The sequence below is a fragment of the Mesorhizobium sp. SARCC-RB16n genome, assembly GCF_008520305.1.
Lineage (GTDB): Bacteria > Pseudomonadota > Alphaproteobacteria > Rhizobiales > Rhizobiaceae > Mesorhizobium.
Genome location: NZ_ML703253.1, coordinates 191,553 through 207,013 on the forward strand (window position 1 = coordinate 191,553; position 15,461 = coordinate 207,013).

Annotated in this window: 14 protein-coding genes; 4 read left to right on the forward strand and 10 right to left on the reverse strand. The window is 63.0% G+C overall.

The window, feature by feature from the left end:
• Positions 1–237: 237 nt before the first annotated feature.
• A complete protein-coding gene (locus tag C7I87_RS00965) occupies positions 238–1,245 on the reverse strand; it encodes a ribonuclease T2 family protein (protein ID WP_149902430.1) in 1,008 nt (335 codons plus the stop codon).
• 187 nt (positions 1,246–1,432) lie between these two features.
• Between C7I87_RS00965 and C7I87_RS00970 the strand changes: the two genes are divergently transcribed.
• The 3 genes from C7I87_RS00970 (at position 1,433) to C7I87_RS00980 (ending at position 5,286) form a co-directional block, all read left to right on the forward strand.
• Complete coding sequence (locus C7I87_RS00970; RefSeq protein ID WP_149902431.1) at positions 1,433–2,365, forward strand: alpha/beta fold hydrolase; 933 nt, start codon at positions 1,433–1,435, stop codon at positions 2,363–2,365.
• A 99-nt stretch (positions 2,366–2,464) separates the two neighbouring features.
• Positions 2,465–3,640, forward strand: a complete 1,176-nt coding sequence (locus C7I87_RS00975; protein WP_149902432.1) for a CaiB/BaiF CoA transferase family protein — start codon at positions 2,465–2,467, stop codon at positions 3,638–3,640.
• Positions 3,637–5,286, forward strand: coding sequence for a thiamine pyrophosphate-binding protein (locus C7I87_RS00980; protein ID WP_149902433.1), 1,650 nt, complete (start codon positions 3,637–3,639; stop codon positions 5,284–5,286). The genes C7I87_RS00975 and C7I87_RS00980 overlap by 4 nt, the downstream gene beginning before the upstream one ends.
• Before the next feature lie 53 nt (positions 5,287–5,339).
• Here the strand turns inward: C7I87_RS00980 and C7I87_RS00985 are convergent, their stop codons facing one another.
• From C7I87_RS00985 to C7I87_RS01010, 5 genes are all read right to left on the reverse strand, one after another.
• Positions 5,340–5,783: a CHRD domain-containing protein gene (locus tag C7I87_RS00985; RefSeq protein WP_149902434.1), complete on the reverse strand. Its 444-nt coding sequence runs from the start codon at positions 5,781–5,783 to the stop codon at positions 5,340–5,342.
• A gap of 191 nt (positions 5,784–5,974) precedes the next feature.
• Positions 5,975–6,946, reverse strand: a complete 972-nt coding sequence (locus C7I87_RS00990) for an ABC transporter substrate-binding protein (protein ID WP_149902435.1) — start codon at positions 6,944–6,946, stop codon at positions 5,975–5,977.
• 40 nt (positions 6,947–6,986) lie between these two features.
• The gene (locus C7I87_RS00995) at positions 6,987–8,141 is read right to left on the reverse strand and encodes an ABC transporter permease (RefSeq protein WP_149902436.1); all 1,155 of its coding nucleotides are present in this window, start codon (positions 8,139–8,141) and stop codon (positions 6,987–6,989) included.
• Positions 8,138–9,016 carry an ABC transporter permease gene (locus C7I87_RS01000; protein ID WP_149902437.1) on the reverse strand — a complete coding sequence of 293 codons (879 nt, stop codon included), beginning with the start codon at positions 9,014–9,016 and terminating at the stop codon, positions 8,138–8,140. Before C7I87_RS01000 ends, C7I87_RS00995 begins: the two co-directional genes overlap by 4 nt.
• Positions 9,017–9,294: 278 nt before the next feature.
• Positions 9,295–10,086: an ABC transporter ATP-binding protein gene (locus C7I87_RS01010; protein ID WP_149902438.1), complete on the reverse strand. Its 792-nt coding sequence runs from the start codon at positions 10,084–10,086 to the stop codon at positions 9,295–9,297.
• A 139-nt stretch (positions 10,087–10,225) separates the two neighbouring features.
• Here C7I87_RS01010 and C7I87_RS01015 point away from each other — a divergent pair, with 139 nt between their 5' ends.
• Positions 10,226–10,630: a cupin domain-containing protein gene (locus tag C7I87_RS01015; protein ID WP_015317160.1), complete on the forward strand. Its 405-nt coding sequence runs from the start codon at positions 10,226–10,228 to the stop codon at positions 10,628–10,630.
• Between the two features lie 181 nt (positions 10,631–10,811).
• On the opposite strand, the gene hydA is transcribed toward C7I87_RS01015, so the two are convergent.
• The 4 genes from hydA to C7I87_RS01035 form a co-directional block, all read right to left on the reverse strand.
• Complete coding sequence (gene hydA / locus C7I87_RS01020) at positions 10,812–12,263, reverse strand: dihydropyrimidinase (RefSeq protein WP_149902439.1); 1,452 nt, start codon at positions 12,261–12,263, stop codon at positions 10,812–10,814.
• Positions 12,264–12,310: 47 nt separating this feature from the next.
• Entirely contained in the window at positions 12,311–12,727 is a 417-nt protein-coding gene (locus C7I87_RS01025; RefSeq protein WP_149902440.1) for a contact-dependent growth inhibition system immunity protein, read from the reverse strand.
• Positions 12,724–13,974: a Zn-dependent hydrolase gene (locus C7I87_RS01030; RefSeq protein WP_149902441.1), complete on the reverse strand. Its 1,251-nt coding sequence runs from the start codon at positions 13,972–13,974 to the stop codon at positions 12,724–12,726. The genes C7I87_RS01025 and C7I87_RS01030 overlap by 4 nt, the downstream gene beginning before the upstream one ends.
• Positions 13,975–14,044: 70 nt before the next feature.
• Positions 14,045–15,373 carry an omega-aminotransferase AptA gene (locus C7I87_RS01035; protein WP_149902442.1) on the reverse strand — a complete coding sequence of 443 codons (1,329 nt, stop codon included), beginning with the start codon at positions 15,371–15,373 and terminating at the stop codon, positions 14,045–14,047.
• Positions 15,374–15,461: the final 88 nt, after the last annotated feature.

Sequence of the window (15,461 nt, forward strand, 5' to 3'; positions counted from 1 at the left end):
ATGCGGCGGCGAACGGCAATCGCTTTTGCCACGTCGAGCCAACCACACGCCGCGGAGAGAGCTAAATCTGAGCGGACCTGGTCCAGGCAATGGCGGCGCCGGCCTCTTGCCCACCCGGTTCGCCGACGACGCGGTCGCGTCCGGTCGATTTCGCCTTGTAAAGGCGCTGGTCGGCGAGCGCGAACAGGTCGGCCAGGCACTGCGTCGTTTCGCCGACGGTGGAAACGCCGCGCCGGCTTACTGGAAACCGATCGGATCGACCGTGCCCGTCGGGCAACCGGCCTTGTTGGTCGGCACCGAGGCCAGCAGCAGGTCCTTGAGCGAGCTGTTGGGGCCGATCGGGCCGGCCAGACCGAGCGTCAGTTCGCCGATCAGCCGCCGGCCACTCGACGGATCGATAAGGCAGGACACACGCACCCGGTCCCCTGCCCCCGCGCCGAAGGCCTGATCGAAGGCACTGCGGATCTGATCCGCGGTCAGCTTGCCACCGATATTTTTGGCGAAGAGGTCGCGCACGGGCGAGCTGTTGACCTCGCGCATCAAATGAAGGGCATCGGAAAAATACTCCTGCTGGCTTTTGCCATAGCAGGTGCCGTGCTTGATCCATTCATGCCGTTCCAGCTTCGAGGCGGTGCCCGGCATCACCTTGTCGAGCTCCGCGCGGGTATCGGCATCGAGGTTGACCGGTGGCAGGTTCTGCCAGTGGGCCGGATTGTCATTGGCCTTGTCGCTGGCCGAAGCCTGACAATAGAAGTTGCCGTTCGGCTGCGGCCACAGACCGTGCAGCGTGAAATTGGTCGCATCGAATTCGCCAGGACTTTGCGCCTTGCATTCGGTCTTGTTCGACTTGGTCTCGCAGAAGGCCGGCTGCCAGCTCAGCGCGAAGACATATTCGGGTTTTCCCGAGGCGGCGGGCTTGCCTTGCCCATCCGGGGCCGCCGGCACGGTCGCGGCGCTGCTGCCCGAGAGGTGACCGCAGCTCACCTTCACCCAGCGGCGCTCGGGATCGGCGCCCGGCACCAGGATGAGGTAGTGGGTCGGTGTGTCCTTGTTGCTGGCAAGCAGTTGATAGCTCTGTCCGGCATCGGTCGAGACATTGCCGGGGTTCTTTCCGTTCTTGATCGCCTGCGTCGCCGGACAGGCCGCGTCGGCCACGAACGTGCCGCTCATCTTGACGTCGGCATGCGCCGCGCCTGCCAGCGATCCCGCCAGCAAGGCCAATCCGAAAACAACAGCAATGCGCATGGAGAATCCCCTGCTGGAAAGTGGGCGACAGACTGAAGCTGTCTCCATGTCAGAATTGCGATATTTTGCAGGCTCGTAGCAAGAAAGATCGTCGCGGAAAAGCAGGCAGGCCGGATTGACGCAAATCTGGCACCGGCGCACACAGTTTAGACATCACAAGGGCGGAACCAGGGGGAGACCAGCCGGCATGACATTCAGCCAGCAGCGCGTGGTTCGCTCGCCGACCGGCGCCGACCTCAATCTGTATGTCCGGCAGGCCGACAGCCGTCCGCGCGCGGTGGTCCAGATCAATCATGGCCTGGCCGAACATGCCGCCCGCTACGATCGCTTCGCCGGTTTTCTGGCCGCCCGGGGCTTCCATGTCTATGCCCACGACCACCGCGGCCACGGCGCGACCAAGGCGCCCGACGCACCGCTCGGCCGGTTTGCGCGGGAAGACGGTCCTGCCAAGGTGATCGCCGACGTCGCCGCCGTCCACGATGTCATTGCCCGCGAGCAGCCTGACCTGCCGGTGATCCTCTTCGGCCACTCGATGGGCGCATCCGTGGCGCTGAATTTCATGCTGCGCCATTCGAACCGCATCCATGCCGCCGCGATCTGGAACGGTAACTTTTCGCAAGGCCTGCTCGGCCAGGTGGCGCTCGGTATCCTCGCCTGGGAACGGATGCGGCTGGGCTCCGATGTTCCGTCGCGCCTGCTGCCGAAACTCACCTTCCAGGCCTGGGGCAAGGCCGTGCCCAACCATCGCACGCTGTTCGACTGGCTGTCGCGCGACGAGGCGGAGGTGGCGAAATACATCGCCGATCCACTCTGCGGCTGGGATGCCTCCATTTCGATGTGGCGCGATGTCGTCGCCATGGCGCTGAACGGCGGCAAGGATGCAGGCTTTGCCGACGTCCGTCGCGCCATCCCTGTCGCCGTCGTCGGCGGCGAAAAAGACCCTGCCTCGGACTATGGCAAGGGCATCACCCATCTCGCCAATCGCATGCGCAAGATGGGCTTTTCGAATCTGGTTTCAAAGGTTTACGCCGACACCCGCCACGAAAGCCTGAACGAGGTGAACCGTGACACCATCATGGCGGATTTCGCCAGTTGGGCGGACACCGTCTTGAAAGCGTGACGGGTTGGCCCATTGCAAGGACCGTGACAGCCGCTGCCGGGCTTGATAGAGGCTCTGCTTTCGCAGCAATCAGGACGATTGCAGCAACCACGGTGATTTATGGCCGAACCCCCGCTGAAAGGCGTCCGCGTCGTCGAACTCGCCCGCATTCTTGCCGGGCCTTGGGCCGGGCAGTTGCTCGCCGATCTCGGCGCCGATGTCATCAAGGTCGAGAGCCCCGATGGCGGCGACGACACCCGCAAATGGGGTCCGCCCTTCGTCATGAGCCACGACGGCGAGAACCTGTCGGCCGCCTATTACCATTCCTGCAACCGCGGCAAGCGTTCCATCGCCATCGACTTCTCGACGCCGGAAGGCGCCGAGACGGTGCGCCGGCTGGTCGCGACGGCGGATGTGCTGATCGAGAACTTCAAGCTCGGCGGGCTGAAGAAATACGGGCTCGACTACGACAGCCTGAAGGAGATCAACCCTCGCCTGGTCTACTGCTCCATCACCGGCTTCGGTCAGGACGGGCCCTATGCGCCGCGCGCCGGCTACGACTTCATCATCCAGGCCATGGCCGGCATGATGTCGATCACCGGCGAGGCCGGCCGCGAGCCGCAGAAGGCCGGCGTCGCCATCTCGGATATCTTCACCGGCCTTTATTCGGTCGTCGCCATCCAGGCGGCACTTCGCCATGCCGAACAGGCCGGCGAGGGCCAGCACGTCGACATGGCGCTGTTCGACACCCAGATCTCGGCGCTCGGCAACCAGAACCTGAACTATCTCGTCTCCGGCAAGTCGCCGGTGCAAATGGGCAATGCGCATATGAACATTGCCCCGTACGAAGTGCTTCCGGTCAGGGACGGCCACATCATCCTGGCTGTCGGCAATGACGGCCAGTTCGCCAAATTCTGCGCCGCGGTCGGGCTGGACGATTTGCCGGCCAATCCCGATTTCACCACCAATCCCGCGCGTGTCGCCAATCGGGTCACGCTGCGCGCACGCATCGTCGAGGCGCTGAAGACCTGGGATCGCGATCCGCTGCTGGCCAAGCTCGAAGCGGCCAGCGTGCCGGCGAGCCCGATCAATACGATCGGCCAGATGTTCGCCGATCCGCAGACCATCGCGCGCGGCATGCGGCTCGACCTCGACGACGGCCATGGCAACCGCCTGCCATCGGTGCGCGCGCCGATGGTGATGTCGGGCACGCCGCTCACCTATGAACGCCCCTCGCCTCGCCTTGGCGAGCATACTGACGAAATCCTTGCCGAACTGGAGAAGCCTGGGAAATGAAGACCGGTGGACAACTGATCGTCGACGCCCTCGAAGCCAACGGCACCGACCGTATCTTCTGTGTGCCGGGCGAATCCTATCTTGCGGTGCTCGACGCGCTGCATGACTCCTCGATCCGCACCATCGTCTGCCGCCAGGAAGGCGGCGCTGCCATGATGGCCGACTGCCAGGGCCGGCTGACCGGCAAGCCCGGCATCTGCTTCGTGACCCGCGGCCCCGGCGCCACCAACGCTTCGGCCGGCGTGCACATCGCCATGCAGGATTCGGTTCCGCTCATCCTGTTCATCGGCCAGGTCGCCAGCCACGCCAAGGAGCGAGAGGCTTTTCAGGAGGTTGATTACGTCAGGTTCTTCGGCGACATCGCCAAATGGGTGGTCGAGATCGACGACGCTTCGCGCATCCCCGAATTCGTCACCCGCGCCTTCGCCGTGGCGACGTCGGGCCGTCCCGGCCCGGTCGTCATCTCGCTGCCGGAGGACATGCTGACCAGCATGGTCGATGCGCCGGAAGCACTTGCGCACACGCCGGTCGAGACCTATCCCGGCGAGGCCGAACTCGACGCACTGGAAATGCTGCTTGCCGGCGCGAAACGTCCCTTCGTCATCCTTGGCGGCACGCGCTGGAACGCGGACGCCGTGGCGCGAATGCATGAGATCGCCGAGGCCTGGTCGCTTCCTGTCGGCTGTTCCTTCCGCCGCCAGATGTTGTTCGACAATCTTCATCAAAACTATGCCGGCGATGTCGGCATCGGCATCAATCCGAAGCTGGCGGCGGCGATCAAGCAGGCCGACGTCGTTCTCTTGATCGGCGGCCGCATGGGCGAGATGCCGTCTTCGGACTACACGCTGCTGAAGAGCCCCTATCCCGACCAGGCATTGGTGCACGTCCATGCCGACGCCGGCGAACTCGGCCGGGTCTACCGCCCGACGCTGGCCATTAACGCCTCGCCGGCGGCTTTCGTCGAGGCTTTCGCCAAGCGCAAGCCGGCCGAAACGCCGGCATGGGCGGCCGAGACGCCAAAGCACCACGCGGCCTATCTCGAATGGTCGACGCCACCACAGACAGGCCCTGGCGCCGTGCAGATGGGTCCGATCATGGACTATCTGGAAAAAATGTTGCCCGAAGACGCCATCCTGACCAATGGCGCCGGCAACTACGCCACCTGGGTACATCGTTTCCACCGCTTCCGCCGTTTCGCCACGCAGGGCGCACCGACCTCGGGCTCGATGGGCTATGGCACGCCGGCGGCGGTCGCCGCCAAGGCGCTTTATCCGGATCGCACCGTGGTTGCATTTGCCGGCGACGGCTGCTTCCTGATGAATGGGCAGGAATTCGCCACCGCCGTGCAGTACGACCTGCCGATCGTCGTCATCGTCGTCAACAACGGCATTTACGGCACCATCCGCATGCACCAGGAGCGCGAATATCCCGGCCGTGTCGTCGGCACCGATCTGAAGAACCCCGATTTTGCCGCGCTTGCCCGCGCCTATGGCGGCCATGGCGAGACGGTGGAGAAGACGGCGGAATTCGCAATGGCGTTTGAGCGTGCGCTCTCCAGCGGCAAGCCGGCGATCGTCGAGATCAGGCTCGATCCTGAAGCGATCACGCCGACCCGGACGATGACACAGATACGCGACAAGGCTTAAGGGTCGCCAGGCCGAGTTCCTGGCGCCCCTCTATATGCCGCCGGCCTCGGCTTCTACATCGCCTTTTCGATCTGCCCGCGGATCTCGCCGTCCTTGTTGGCAGCCGTGTGCACGTTGACGTAATATTTGCCGGCCTCCAAGTCAGCGGCCTGCGCATCCGTCAGCGTGGCCGATCCCTTGATCGGGCTCTTGAGCTTGCCTTTGAACGGGATCACGGGGTCGGCGTTTTCACCCATTGCCGCCGGGCCGTGGATGTGCGCGGCCGTCGCCGGACCGCTAAGGCCGGAATACTTCACGTTCCAGCTGAGCTTCTTCTTGGTGGTGTCGAAGGTGAACGTGGCCGTCCCCTTGCCTTTGGTTGTGACGGCCGGGCTCTGCTGGCCGCCATCGAGGGTCGCCTTGTATTTTACCATCTCGGCCATGGCCGGTGACGCGAACAGGAAAGCGGTGGAAATGGCGAGCGCCGATAGGGCCGGCAGGAAGGAGTGAGCGCGCATGAAGAACCTCCGATTGAATGCAGCATCCGTCGCGGCTCCCCGACGCGCGGATGCTTCAGTGCAACGGCTGGGCGGCGCAATGTATCCCCGGACACGGTTTTGTGATCGGAGCGCATGAAAAAGGGGCAGTCGCCCGCCCCTTTTTGATGTCAGCCGCCGGTCGCAGGCGCTGTTGATTGCGTCTGCGAGGCTTACTTGACCGCCTTGTCGGTGATGGCGGTGGTATAGGCGCCTTTCGGTTCCTTGGTGATGATCTTCTGGTCGAGCAGCGCCTTGGCGGTGCGTTCGTAGGTCGCCGGGTCGAGCTTGCCGTCGGCATTGTCGATCAGCTTGGCGACTTCGCTCATCATCCGCTTCTGGTGGTTCTCGTCCTGGCCACCGCCGTCCATGACGATGCCTGCCGCCTCGTCATTGTGGTCGACCGCGTATTTCCAGCCCTTCATCGAAGCGCGCACGAAACGCACCATCTTGTCCTCGAAGGCCGGGTCCTTGAGCTTGTCTTCCGACGCATAGAGGCCGTCCTCGAGCAGGTCGTTGCCCATCGCCGAGTAGTTGAACACGGTCAGCTGTTCGGGCTTGTAGCCGGCGTCGATCAGCTGCCAGTACTCGTTATAGGTCATGACCGAGATGCAATCCGCCTGCTTCTGGATCAGCGGCTGCACGTCGAAACTCTGCTTCAGCACGGTGACGCCATCGGGGCCGCCATCGGTCTTGAGGCCAAGCTTGTTCATCCAGGCATAGAACGGATATTCATTGCCGAAGAACCAGACGCCCAGCGTATGACCCTTGAAGTCGGCTTCGCTCTTGATCGGGCCGTCCTTCGGGCAGACCAGCTCCATGCCGGCCTTCTTGAACGGCTGGGCGATGTTGACCAGCGGCACGCCCTTTTCGCGTGCGGCCAGGGCGCCGCCCATCCAGTCGACGATGACGTCGGCGCCGCCGCCGGCGATCACCTGCTCGGGCGCGATGTCGGGACCGCCCGGCTTGATGTCGACGTCGAGACCCTCGGCGTCATAGAAACCCTTGGCCTTGGCGACATAGTAGCCGGCAAACTGAGCCTGCGTGACCCATTTCAGCTGCAAGGTCACCTTGTCGGCGGCCATCGCCTGGAACGCGGCCAGCGACATCGCGCCGGCCAGAACTGGAATAATAAGTCTTTTCATTTTTTTACCCTCTGAAGTTAGTGCCCTAAACCCACCGCCCCTATCCACCACGGACAGAGGGATGCCAAAACGTGACGGCCCTTTCGACAAGGGCGACCACGCCATAAAAGACCGAACCCGCAAGTGCTGCAACTGCGATTTCGGCCCAGACCATGTCGATGTTCATCCGCCCGACCTCGGTCGAAATGCGGAATCCCATGCCGACGACGGGCGTGCCGAAGAACTCGGCGACGATGGCGCCGATCAGCGCCAGCGTCGAGTTGATCTTCAGCGCGTTGAAGATGAAAGGCGCCGCCGCCGGCAGCCGCAGCTTGATGAGCGTCGGCCAATAGCCGGACGCATAGGTGCGCATCAGGTCGCGCTCCATATGGCCGGACGCGGCGAGCCCGGCGACCGTGTTCACCAGCATCGGGAAGAAGGTCATGATGATGACGACAGCCGCCTTGGACTGCCAGTCGAAACCGAACCACATCACCATGATCGGCGCCACGCCGATGATCGGCAGCGCCGAGACCATGTTGCCGATCGGCAAGAGCCCGCGCCGCAGGAACGGAACGCGATCGGCGAGGATGGCGGTGATGAAGCCGGCGCCGCTGCCCACCACATAGCCGAAGAGCACCGCCTTGAAGATCGTCTGCCGAACGTCGGCTCCGAGCACCGGCAGCGAATTGGCTATGCGCACGCCAATGGCGCTTGGCGGCGGCAGCAGGATGAAAGGAATGCCGGCGCCCCGCGTCACCGCTTCCCAGATGATCAGGATCCAGGCGCCGAAGATGGCCGGAATGATCAGGCGCAGCGCGGTCCGTGCCCAGCTTGCCGTCGGGCGCAGTCCAGACAAGACCGCGACACAACGCCAGCCAAGCAGCCAGGCGGACGCGAGCAGCAGGAAATATGGCGCCCGCGCCAGACCTTCGAAGCCGGCAATGCCCCTGATGAGCAACCAGGCTGCCAGATGCGCCCCGATAAAAAGCACGACAGCTTCGATCATGGGCGGTAATTTGGCCATGGAGATCAAAGCGGCGAGAAGCAGCGCGCCGAAGATGAGCCAAGTCGCCGCTCCATAGGGATAGATCAACGTCCCCACGGGCTGCGCCAGCGAATCAATTTTTGGCGCTGCGATCGCTCCGAGCGCAACCGCGATCAGGCAAAGCAAGATCGCCAGAACCGCCTGCCACGAAGGTTTCAGCCGATTCATGCCGTCCTCCCGCCCATGGCGCGATCGACGAGGCGCCCGGCAATGCCGACCACCATGACGAGAAGTGCCGCAACGATCGAACCTGCCACCAGCGCCGACCAGATGACGATGGACTGGCTGTAATAGGCGCCGGCCAGCAGCTTGGCGCCGATGCCGGCGACCGCGCCGGTCGGCAGCTCGCCGACGATGGCGCCGACCAGGCTTGCCGCCACAGCCACCTTCATCGAGGTGAACAGGAACGGCACCGACGCTGGAACACGCAGCTTCCAGAAGGTCTGCGCGCGGCTGGCATTGTAGGTGTGCATCAGGTCGAGGTGCATGAGTTCGGGCGAGCGCAGTCCCTTCACCATGCCGACTGTCACCGGAAAGAACGACAGATAAGTCGAGATCATTGCCTTCGGGATCAGCCCGGTAATGCCGATCGCCGCTAGCACGACGATGATCATCGGCGCCACCGCAAGGATCGGAATGGTCTGCGAAGCGATGATCCACGGCATCAGGCTGCGGTCGAGCGTCGCCACATGGACGATGCCGACGGCAATGACGATGCCGAGCGCGGTGCCGAAGGCAAAGCCGAGCAGTGTCGAGGACAGCGTTATCCAGGCGTTGTAGACGAGACTGCGGTTCGAGTTGATGGGCCGCAGGAAAGTGTTCTCGAAGAAATTCACCGCCACCTGATGCGGCGCCGGGAGCGTCGGCTTCGGCTGCGATAGCGTCTTGCCGATGAACTCGACAGTGCCTGGCGTTTCGTTTGCGCGGGTGTCGAGATCGCGCTGGAACGGCGCGTTGAGGATGACGGCGAAAACATACCAGAGCACGACCACGCCAGCCAGGATCGAGGTCACCGGGATGATCTTGTCACGGAAGCTATCCATGGCGTTGCCCTCGCGGGCCACACGCCTTCGTCATCCTAGGGCGAAGCAAGGAGCGAAGCGACGCGGCGCAGACCCTAGGATCCATGCCGTTACCTCTGCGCTCCGCGACGGTGCGGAATATGGCTCCCTTCGCCTCGCTCTGCCCGGTGGATATCCTGAACCGTTTGCGCCCCTCGGCCAATGTCACGGCATGGATCCTAGGGTCTGCGCAGGCGACTTCGCGCCTGCTTCGCCCTAGGATGACGAAGGCGTTGTTGGCCGCTCCTTCGTGAAGGCGCTCAATCATCATAACTGTGCCCTGCCCTCAACCCATCCCGCACCCGCGCGGCGATCGCCAGGAATTCCGGCGTCTCGCGGATGTCGAGCGGCCGCTCCTTCGGCAGCGTCGATTCGATGATGTCGCTGACCCGGCCAGGACGCGGTGACATGACGACGATGCGCGTCGACAGATAGACCGCCTCGGGAATGGAGTGGGTGACGAAGCAGATGGTCTTGTTGGTCCGGCCCCACAGTTGCAGCAATTGCTCGTTGAGGTGGTCGCGCACGATCTCGTCCAGCGCGCCGAATGGCTCATCCATCAACAGGAGGTCGGCGTCGAAGGCCAGCGCACGGGCGATCGAGGCGCGCTGCTGCATGCCGCCGGAAAGCTGCCAGGGATATTTCTTCTCGAAGCCACTGAGATTGACGAGGTCGAGCGTGCGCTTGATGCGCTCCGCTTGCTCGGTCCTGGACAGACCCATGATTTCCAGCGGCAGCGCGACATTGCGTTCGATGGTGCGCCAGGGAAACAGGGCGGCGGCCTGGAAGACATAGCCATAGGCGCGTTTCTCGCGCGCCTGTTCAGCTGTCATGCCGTTGACTGAAATCGCCCCCGAAGTCGGCCTTTCCAAGTCGGCGATGACGCGCAGCAAAGTGGTCTTGCCGCAGCCCGACGGCCCGATGAAGGAGACGAACTCACCCTTGCCGATGGTCAGGTCGACATTGGACAGCGCCTGCACCGGGCCGTCATTGGTCTGGAAGGTGAGGCCAAGTTTGCTTGCCGAAACGACGGCTGGCGAAGGTCCCCTCATCGGTTGCGGCCTGCCTGTTCCCGCGGCGCCGTCCCGATTCCGATTGCTTTTATCGCGATATTGTTTTCCATTCGACCCGTCCCATTGGCCTTCAGTCCTGCTGACTTTGTTCCACTCAACCGACGCCCGGAGTTTCCCGATGTCGCCTAAACCCACTTGTCATCTTATCCGCCCTGAAAGCACTTATGAAGGCAAGCAGGGTCTGACCTATTTCGCCGGCATCGCCACGGAGTCCGTCGGCTCCTCCGGCATCTGTATGCACGTGCTCACCATGCCCCCCGGCGCCCGCGCCAAGGCGCATCTGCATGAGAACCATGAAACGGCGATCTACGTGCTCTCCGGCGAGGTCCATACCTGGTATGGCGACCGGCTGGAGCACCACATCGTCGTCAAGGCCGGCGACCTCTTCTACATTCCTGCCGGCGTGCCGCATTTGCCGGCCAATCTGAGCAACGCTCCGTCTTCGGCCGTCATTGCCCGCACCGATCCCAACGAACAGGAAAGCGTCGTCCTGCTGCCGGAACTGGATGCGTTGGTCGCCTGAGACCGGTGTTGGCGGGTGGCCAGTCCTGCTGAGGAACGCAGGCAGGACAATTGCCTCAGACCGACGCCGCCCCTCGGCAATCATTGGCACCGAGACAATTTCCCATGGGCATTGCCGTCCAAGACCTGCCTGGCGATCAGTATCGCGGTTGCCGCCATGGCGGGAGCAAGAGCCCGCATCCTCAAACCCCGGTCGCCGGAATGCCGGTGCGTTCCACCTTGCGCGGCGCGGTGATCTCTTTCCAGGTCGACAGCGCCCTGTTCACGGCCGCGTTCGGCTCACGGCCAACGAACTCACCGTGGCCGGGCTTCGCCTTGACCTCGGCCTCCTCGATCGACAGCGCGCCGCGCGAGAACACGAAGCGCGGCAGGCCGGTCACCTCGACGCCTTCGAACACGTTGTAGTCGATGACCGACTGCTGCTTCTTGGCCGAGATTGTCTTCTTGCGCTTCGGATCCCAGACGATGATGTCGGCATCCGCACCTTCGACGATGGCGCCCTTTTTCGGATACATGTTGAGGATCTTGGCGATGTTGGTCGAGGTCACGGCGACGAACTCGTTCATCGTCAGCCGCCCAGTGTTGACGCCCCGGGTCCATAGCACCGGCAGCCGGTCCTCGAGACCGCCTGTGCCGTTGGGGATCTTGGTGAAATTGCCGACGCCGAAACGCTTCTGGTCGGTGGTGAAGGCGCAATGGTCGGTCGCCACCACCTGCAGCGATCCGGCCTGCAGGCCGGCCCACAGCGAATCCTGGTGCAGCTTGTTGCGGAAGGGCGGGCTCATCACGCGGCGCGCCGCATGGTCCCAGTCCTTGTCGAAATATTCGCTCTCGTCCAGCGTCAGGTGCTGGATCAGCGGCTCGCCGAACACGCGCATGCCCTTCTGGCGCGCCCGGCGGATCGCCTCATGGCTCTGCTCGCAGGAGACATGCACGACATAGAGCGGCACGCCGGCCATATCGGCGATCATGATGGCGCGGTTGGTTGCCTCGCCTTCCACTTCCGGTGGGCGCGAATAGGCATGGCCTTCCGGGCCATTGTTGCCGGCGGCGAGCAGCTTCTGCGACAGGGCCGCGACCACATCGCCGTTTTCGGCATGCACCAGCGGCAGCGCACCGAGATCGGCACAGCGCTGGAACGACGCGTACATCTCGTCGTCGTCGACCATCAGCGCGCCCTTGTAGGCCATGAAATGCTTGAACGAAGTGATGCCCTTGTCCACCACGGTGGCCATCTCGTCGAACACCTGCTTGCCCCACCAGGTGATCGCCATGTGGAACGAATAGTCGCACGCCGCCTTTGAGGTCTTGTTGTCCCACATCTGCAAGGCTTCGAGTAGCGATTGCTGCGGCGCCGGCAGGCAGAAGTCGACCACCATCGTCGTGCCGCCGGCAAGGGCCGCGCGCGTGCCGGATTCGAAATCGTCGGCCGAATAGGTGCCCATGAACGGCATTTCGAGATGGGTGTGCGGATCGATGCCGCCCGGCATGATGTAGCAGCCCGTGGCGTCGAACTCATGGTCGCCATGCAGGTTGGAACCGATGGCGACGATCTTGCCGTGCTGCATCAGCACATCGGCCTTCCACGTGCGGTCGGCGGTGACGATGGTGCCGTTCCGGATGACTTTGGTCATTTTCTTGTTCCCTTGTTCTTACACCTTATAGCCAGGCTTTTGCAGCGTCATCGGGCTCCATAAGGATTTGCAGCCATGAACTGGGCTCTATGTTCATTCACCGCTTCGACCGTCCGATCGAAGCCTTCCAAAACCTCGTTCAAGCGAAACCAAAGATCGGGATGCGTCGCCCAGAACGCGGCAGGAATTTTTTGACACATCGAAATCAAATCGCCGTCATAGAAATCACCATGCGCCAACGGATCCATTTCAATCAGGTCAATTGCTTTCTCGGCTAGAAACTCGAGTCCGATCTCCTGGCCGATGAGGAGCCGCAACTGTTCGGTCGAAAGTTGCCCTAAAGGTGTGTCGAGCGCCGCCTCGCATCTTTCTACCAGCGACGAAGGATAAGACGATTTGGCGTGAGGCCAACCGATAAGGACCCTCAGCTTTCGATCCTCGTCAAGGTTGCCTCTCGGCTTCACTCCACGATCCCCGCCGTCTCCACCACCGCGTGGAACAGAACGTCGGCACCCGCCGAAGCCCATTCCTTGGTGATCTCTTCAGCCTCGTTGTGTGACAACCCATCGACACAGGGGCACATCACCATGGCGGTCGGCGCGACGCGATTGATCCAGCAGGCATCGTGGCCCGCACCCGAAACGATGTTGCGGTGCGTATAGCCAAGCCGCTCGGCGGCATCGCGGATCGCCTTGACGCAGTCCTTGTCGAAGGTCACCGGATCGAAATGGCCGACCTGCTCGATCTTGTATTTGATGTCGAGCGCATCGCAGATCGTGTCGATGCCTTCGCGGATGCGGCCATCCATGGCATCGAGCACTTCCTTCTCCGGCGAGCGGATGTCGATGGTGAAGACGGTGCGCCCGGCGATGATGTTGCGCGAGTTGGGGAACACTTCCATGTGCCCGACCGCGCCGACCGCGTCGGGCTGGTAGTCCATGGCGATCTCGTGCACCAGTTCGATCACCCGGGCCATGCCGAGCCCGGCATTGCGGCGCTTGGGCATCGGCGTCGAGCCGGTATGCGCCTCCTTGCCGGTCAGCGTCACCTGCAGCCATTTCAGGCCCTGGCCATGGGTGACGACGCCGATGTCGATGCCTTCGTCCTCGAGGATCGGGCCCTGTTCGATATGCAGTTCGAAGAAGGCGTGGATCTTGCGGTCGCCGACCTTCTCGGTGCCCTTCCAGCCGATGCGCTCCAGTTCCTCGCCGAACTTTTTGCCCTGCTTGTCGGTATGCTCGTACACGTCCGCCTGGTCGAGCACGCCGGCGAACACGCCGGAGGCCATCATCGCCGGGGCGAAGCGCGCGCCTTCCTCGTTGGTCCAGTTAGTGACGACGATCGGGTGTTTGGTCTTGATGCCGAGGTCGTTGAGCGAGCGCACGACCTCCAGGCCACCGAGCACGCCGAGCACGCCGTCATATTTGCCGCCGGTCGGCTGCGTATCGAGATGGCTGCCGACATAGACCGGCGGCAGGCTGGGGTCGGTACCTTCGCGGCGGGCGAACATGGTGCCCATCTCGTCGACGCCCATTTCGAGCCCGGCCGCATCGCACCAGCGCTTGAACAGGTGCCGGCCCTCGCCGTCCTCGTCGGTCACGGTCTGGCGATTGTTGCCACCGGCAATGCCGGGGCCGATCTTCGCCATCTCCATGATGGAATCCCACAAGCGGTCTGAATTGATTCGCAGATTCTCGCCGGGTGCGGCCATTCAAAGTCCTTCCATTTCATGTTCTGGGCGGGTGGCGGTTCCCATCGCCACCCGCCCAGGTAAGGCAAGTCTAGTCGATCGACCGCAGCAGTTCACGCACATGATCGACCAATTCGTTGATCTGGCCCTTGGTGATGATCAGCGGCGGCGACAGCGCGATGATGTCGCCGGTGGTGCGGATCAGCGCGCCGCGCTCGAACGCCTTGACGAAAGCGGAGAACGCCCGCTTGGTCGGGCTGCCGGCGATCGGCGCCAGCTCGATCGCGCCGATCAGGCCGATGTTCCTGATGTCGATGACATGCGGCTCGCCCTTCAGCGAATGCAGTGCGTCTTCCCAGTAAGGCGCCAGCTCCTCGCCGCGGGTGAGCAAGCCCTCTTCCTTGTAGGTATCGAGGGTGCCGAGTGCGGCGGCACAAGCGATCGGATTACCCGAATAGGTGTAGCCATGGAAGAACTCGATCATGTGCTCGGGGCCGGTCATGAAGGCGTCGTGGATTTCCTTCTTCACGAACACCGCGCCCATCGGGATGACGCCGTTGGAGACGCCCTTGGCGGTGGTCATGATATCAGGCGTGACGCCGAAATAGTCGGCGGCGAACGGCGCGCCGAGACGGCCGAAACCAGTGATGACCTCGTCGAAGATCAACAGGATGCCGTGCTTGGTGCAAATTTCACGCAGCTTCTCGAGATAGCCCTTCGGCGGCAGGATGACGCCGGTGGAACCGGCGACCGGCTCGACGATGACAGCCGCGATGGTCGAGGCATCATGCAGGGCGACGATGCGCTCCAGCTCGTTGGCGAGCTCCGCACCATGCTCCGGCACGCCTTTCGAAAAGGCGTTCTTCTCCGGCAGATGCGTGTGCGGCATATGATCGACGCCCCCCAGGAGCGTGCCGAACATCTTGCGGTTAGAGACGATGCCGCCAACCGAGATGCCGCCGAAATTGACGCCGTGATAGCCGCGCTCGCGGCCGATCAGACGGGTGCGCGATCCCTCGCCCCTCACGCGGTGATAGGCGATCGCCATCTTCAACGCCGTCTCGACCGACTCCGAACCGGAATTGGTGAAGAACACATGGTCCATGCCCTTGGGCGCCAGGTCGACAAGGCGGTTCGCCAGTTCGAACACGATCGGATGGCCCATCTGGAAGGCGGGCGCATAATCCAGCTCGGCGGCCTGGTGCTGGATCGCCTCGGTGATCTTCGGTCGGCAATGGCCGGCATTGACGCACCAGAGGCCGGCGGTGCCGTCCAGCACCTTGCGGCCATCGCTGGTCGTGTAATGCATGTCCTTGGCGGACACGAACATGCGTGGCGCCTGCTTGAACTGCCGGTTTGCCGTGAACGGCATCCAGAATGCGCTGAGATCGTTCGGCGTGACTTTCAGCCGGTTGGACATGACCAAGACTTCCCCTTGTAACCTGTTTCGGTGCGTCCAACGCTTGGTCTTTGCCGCGCTTTCATGCTACGCAAATTTTTGACCGATT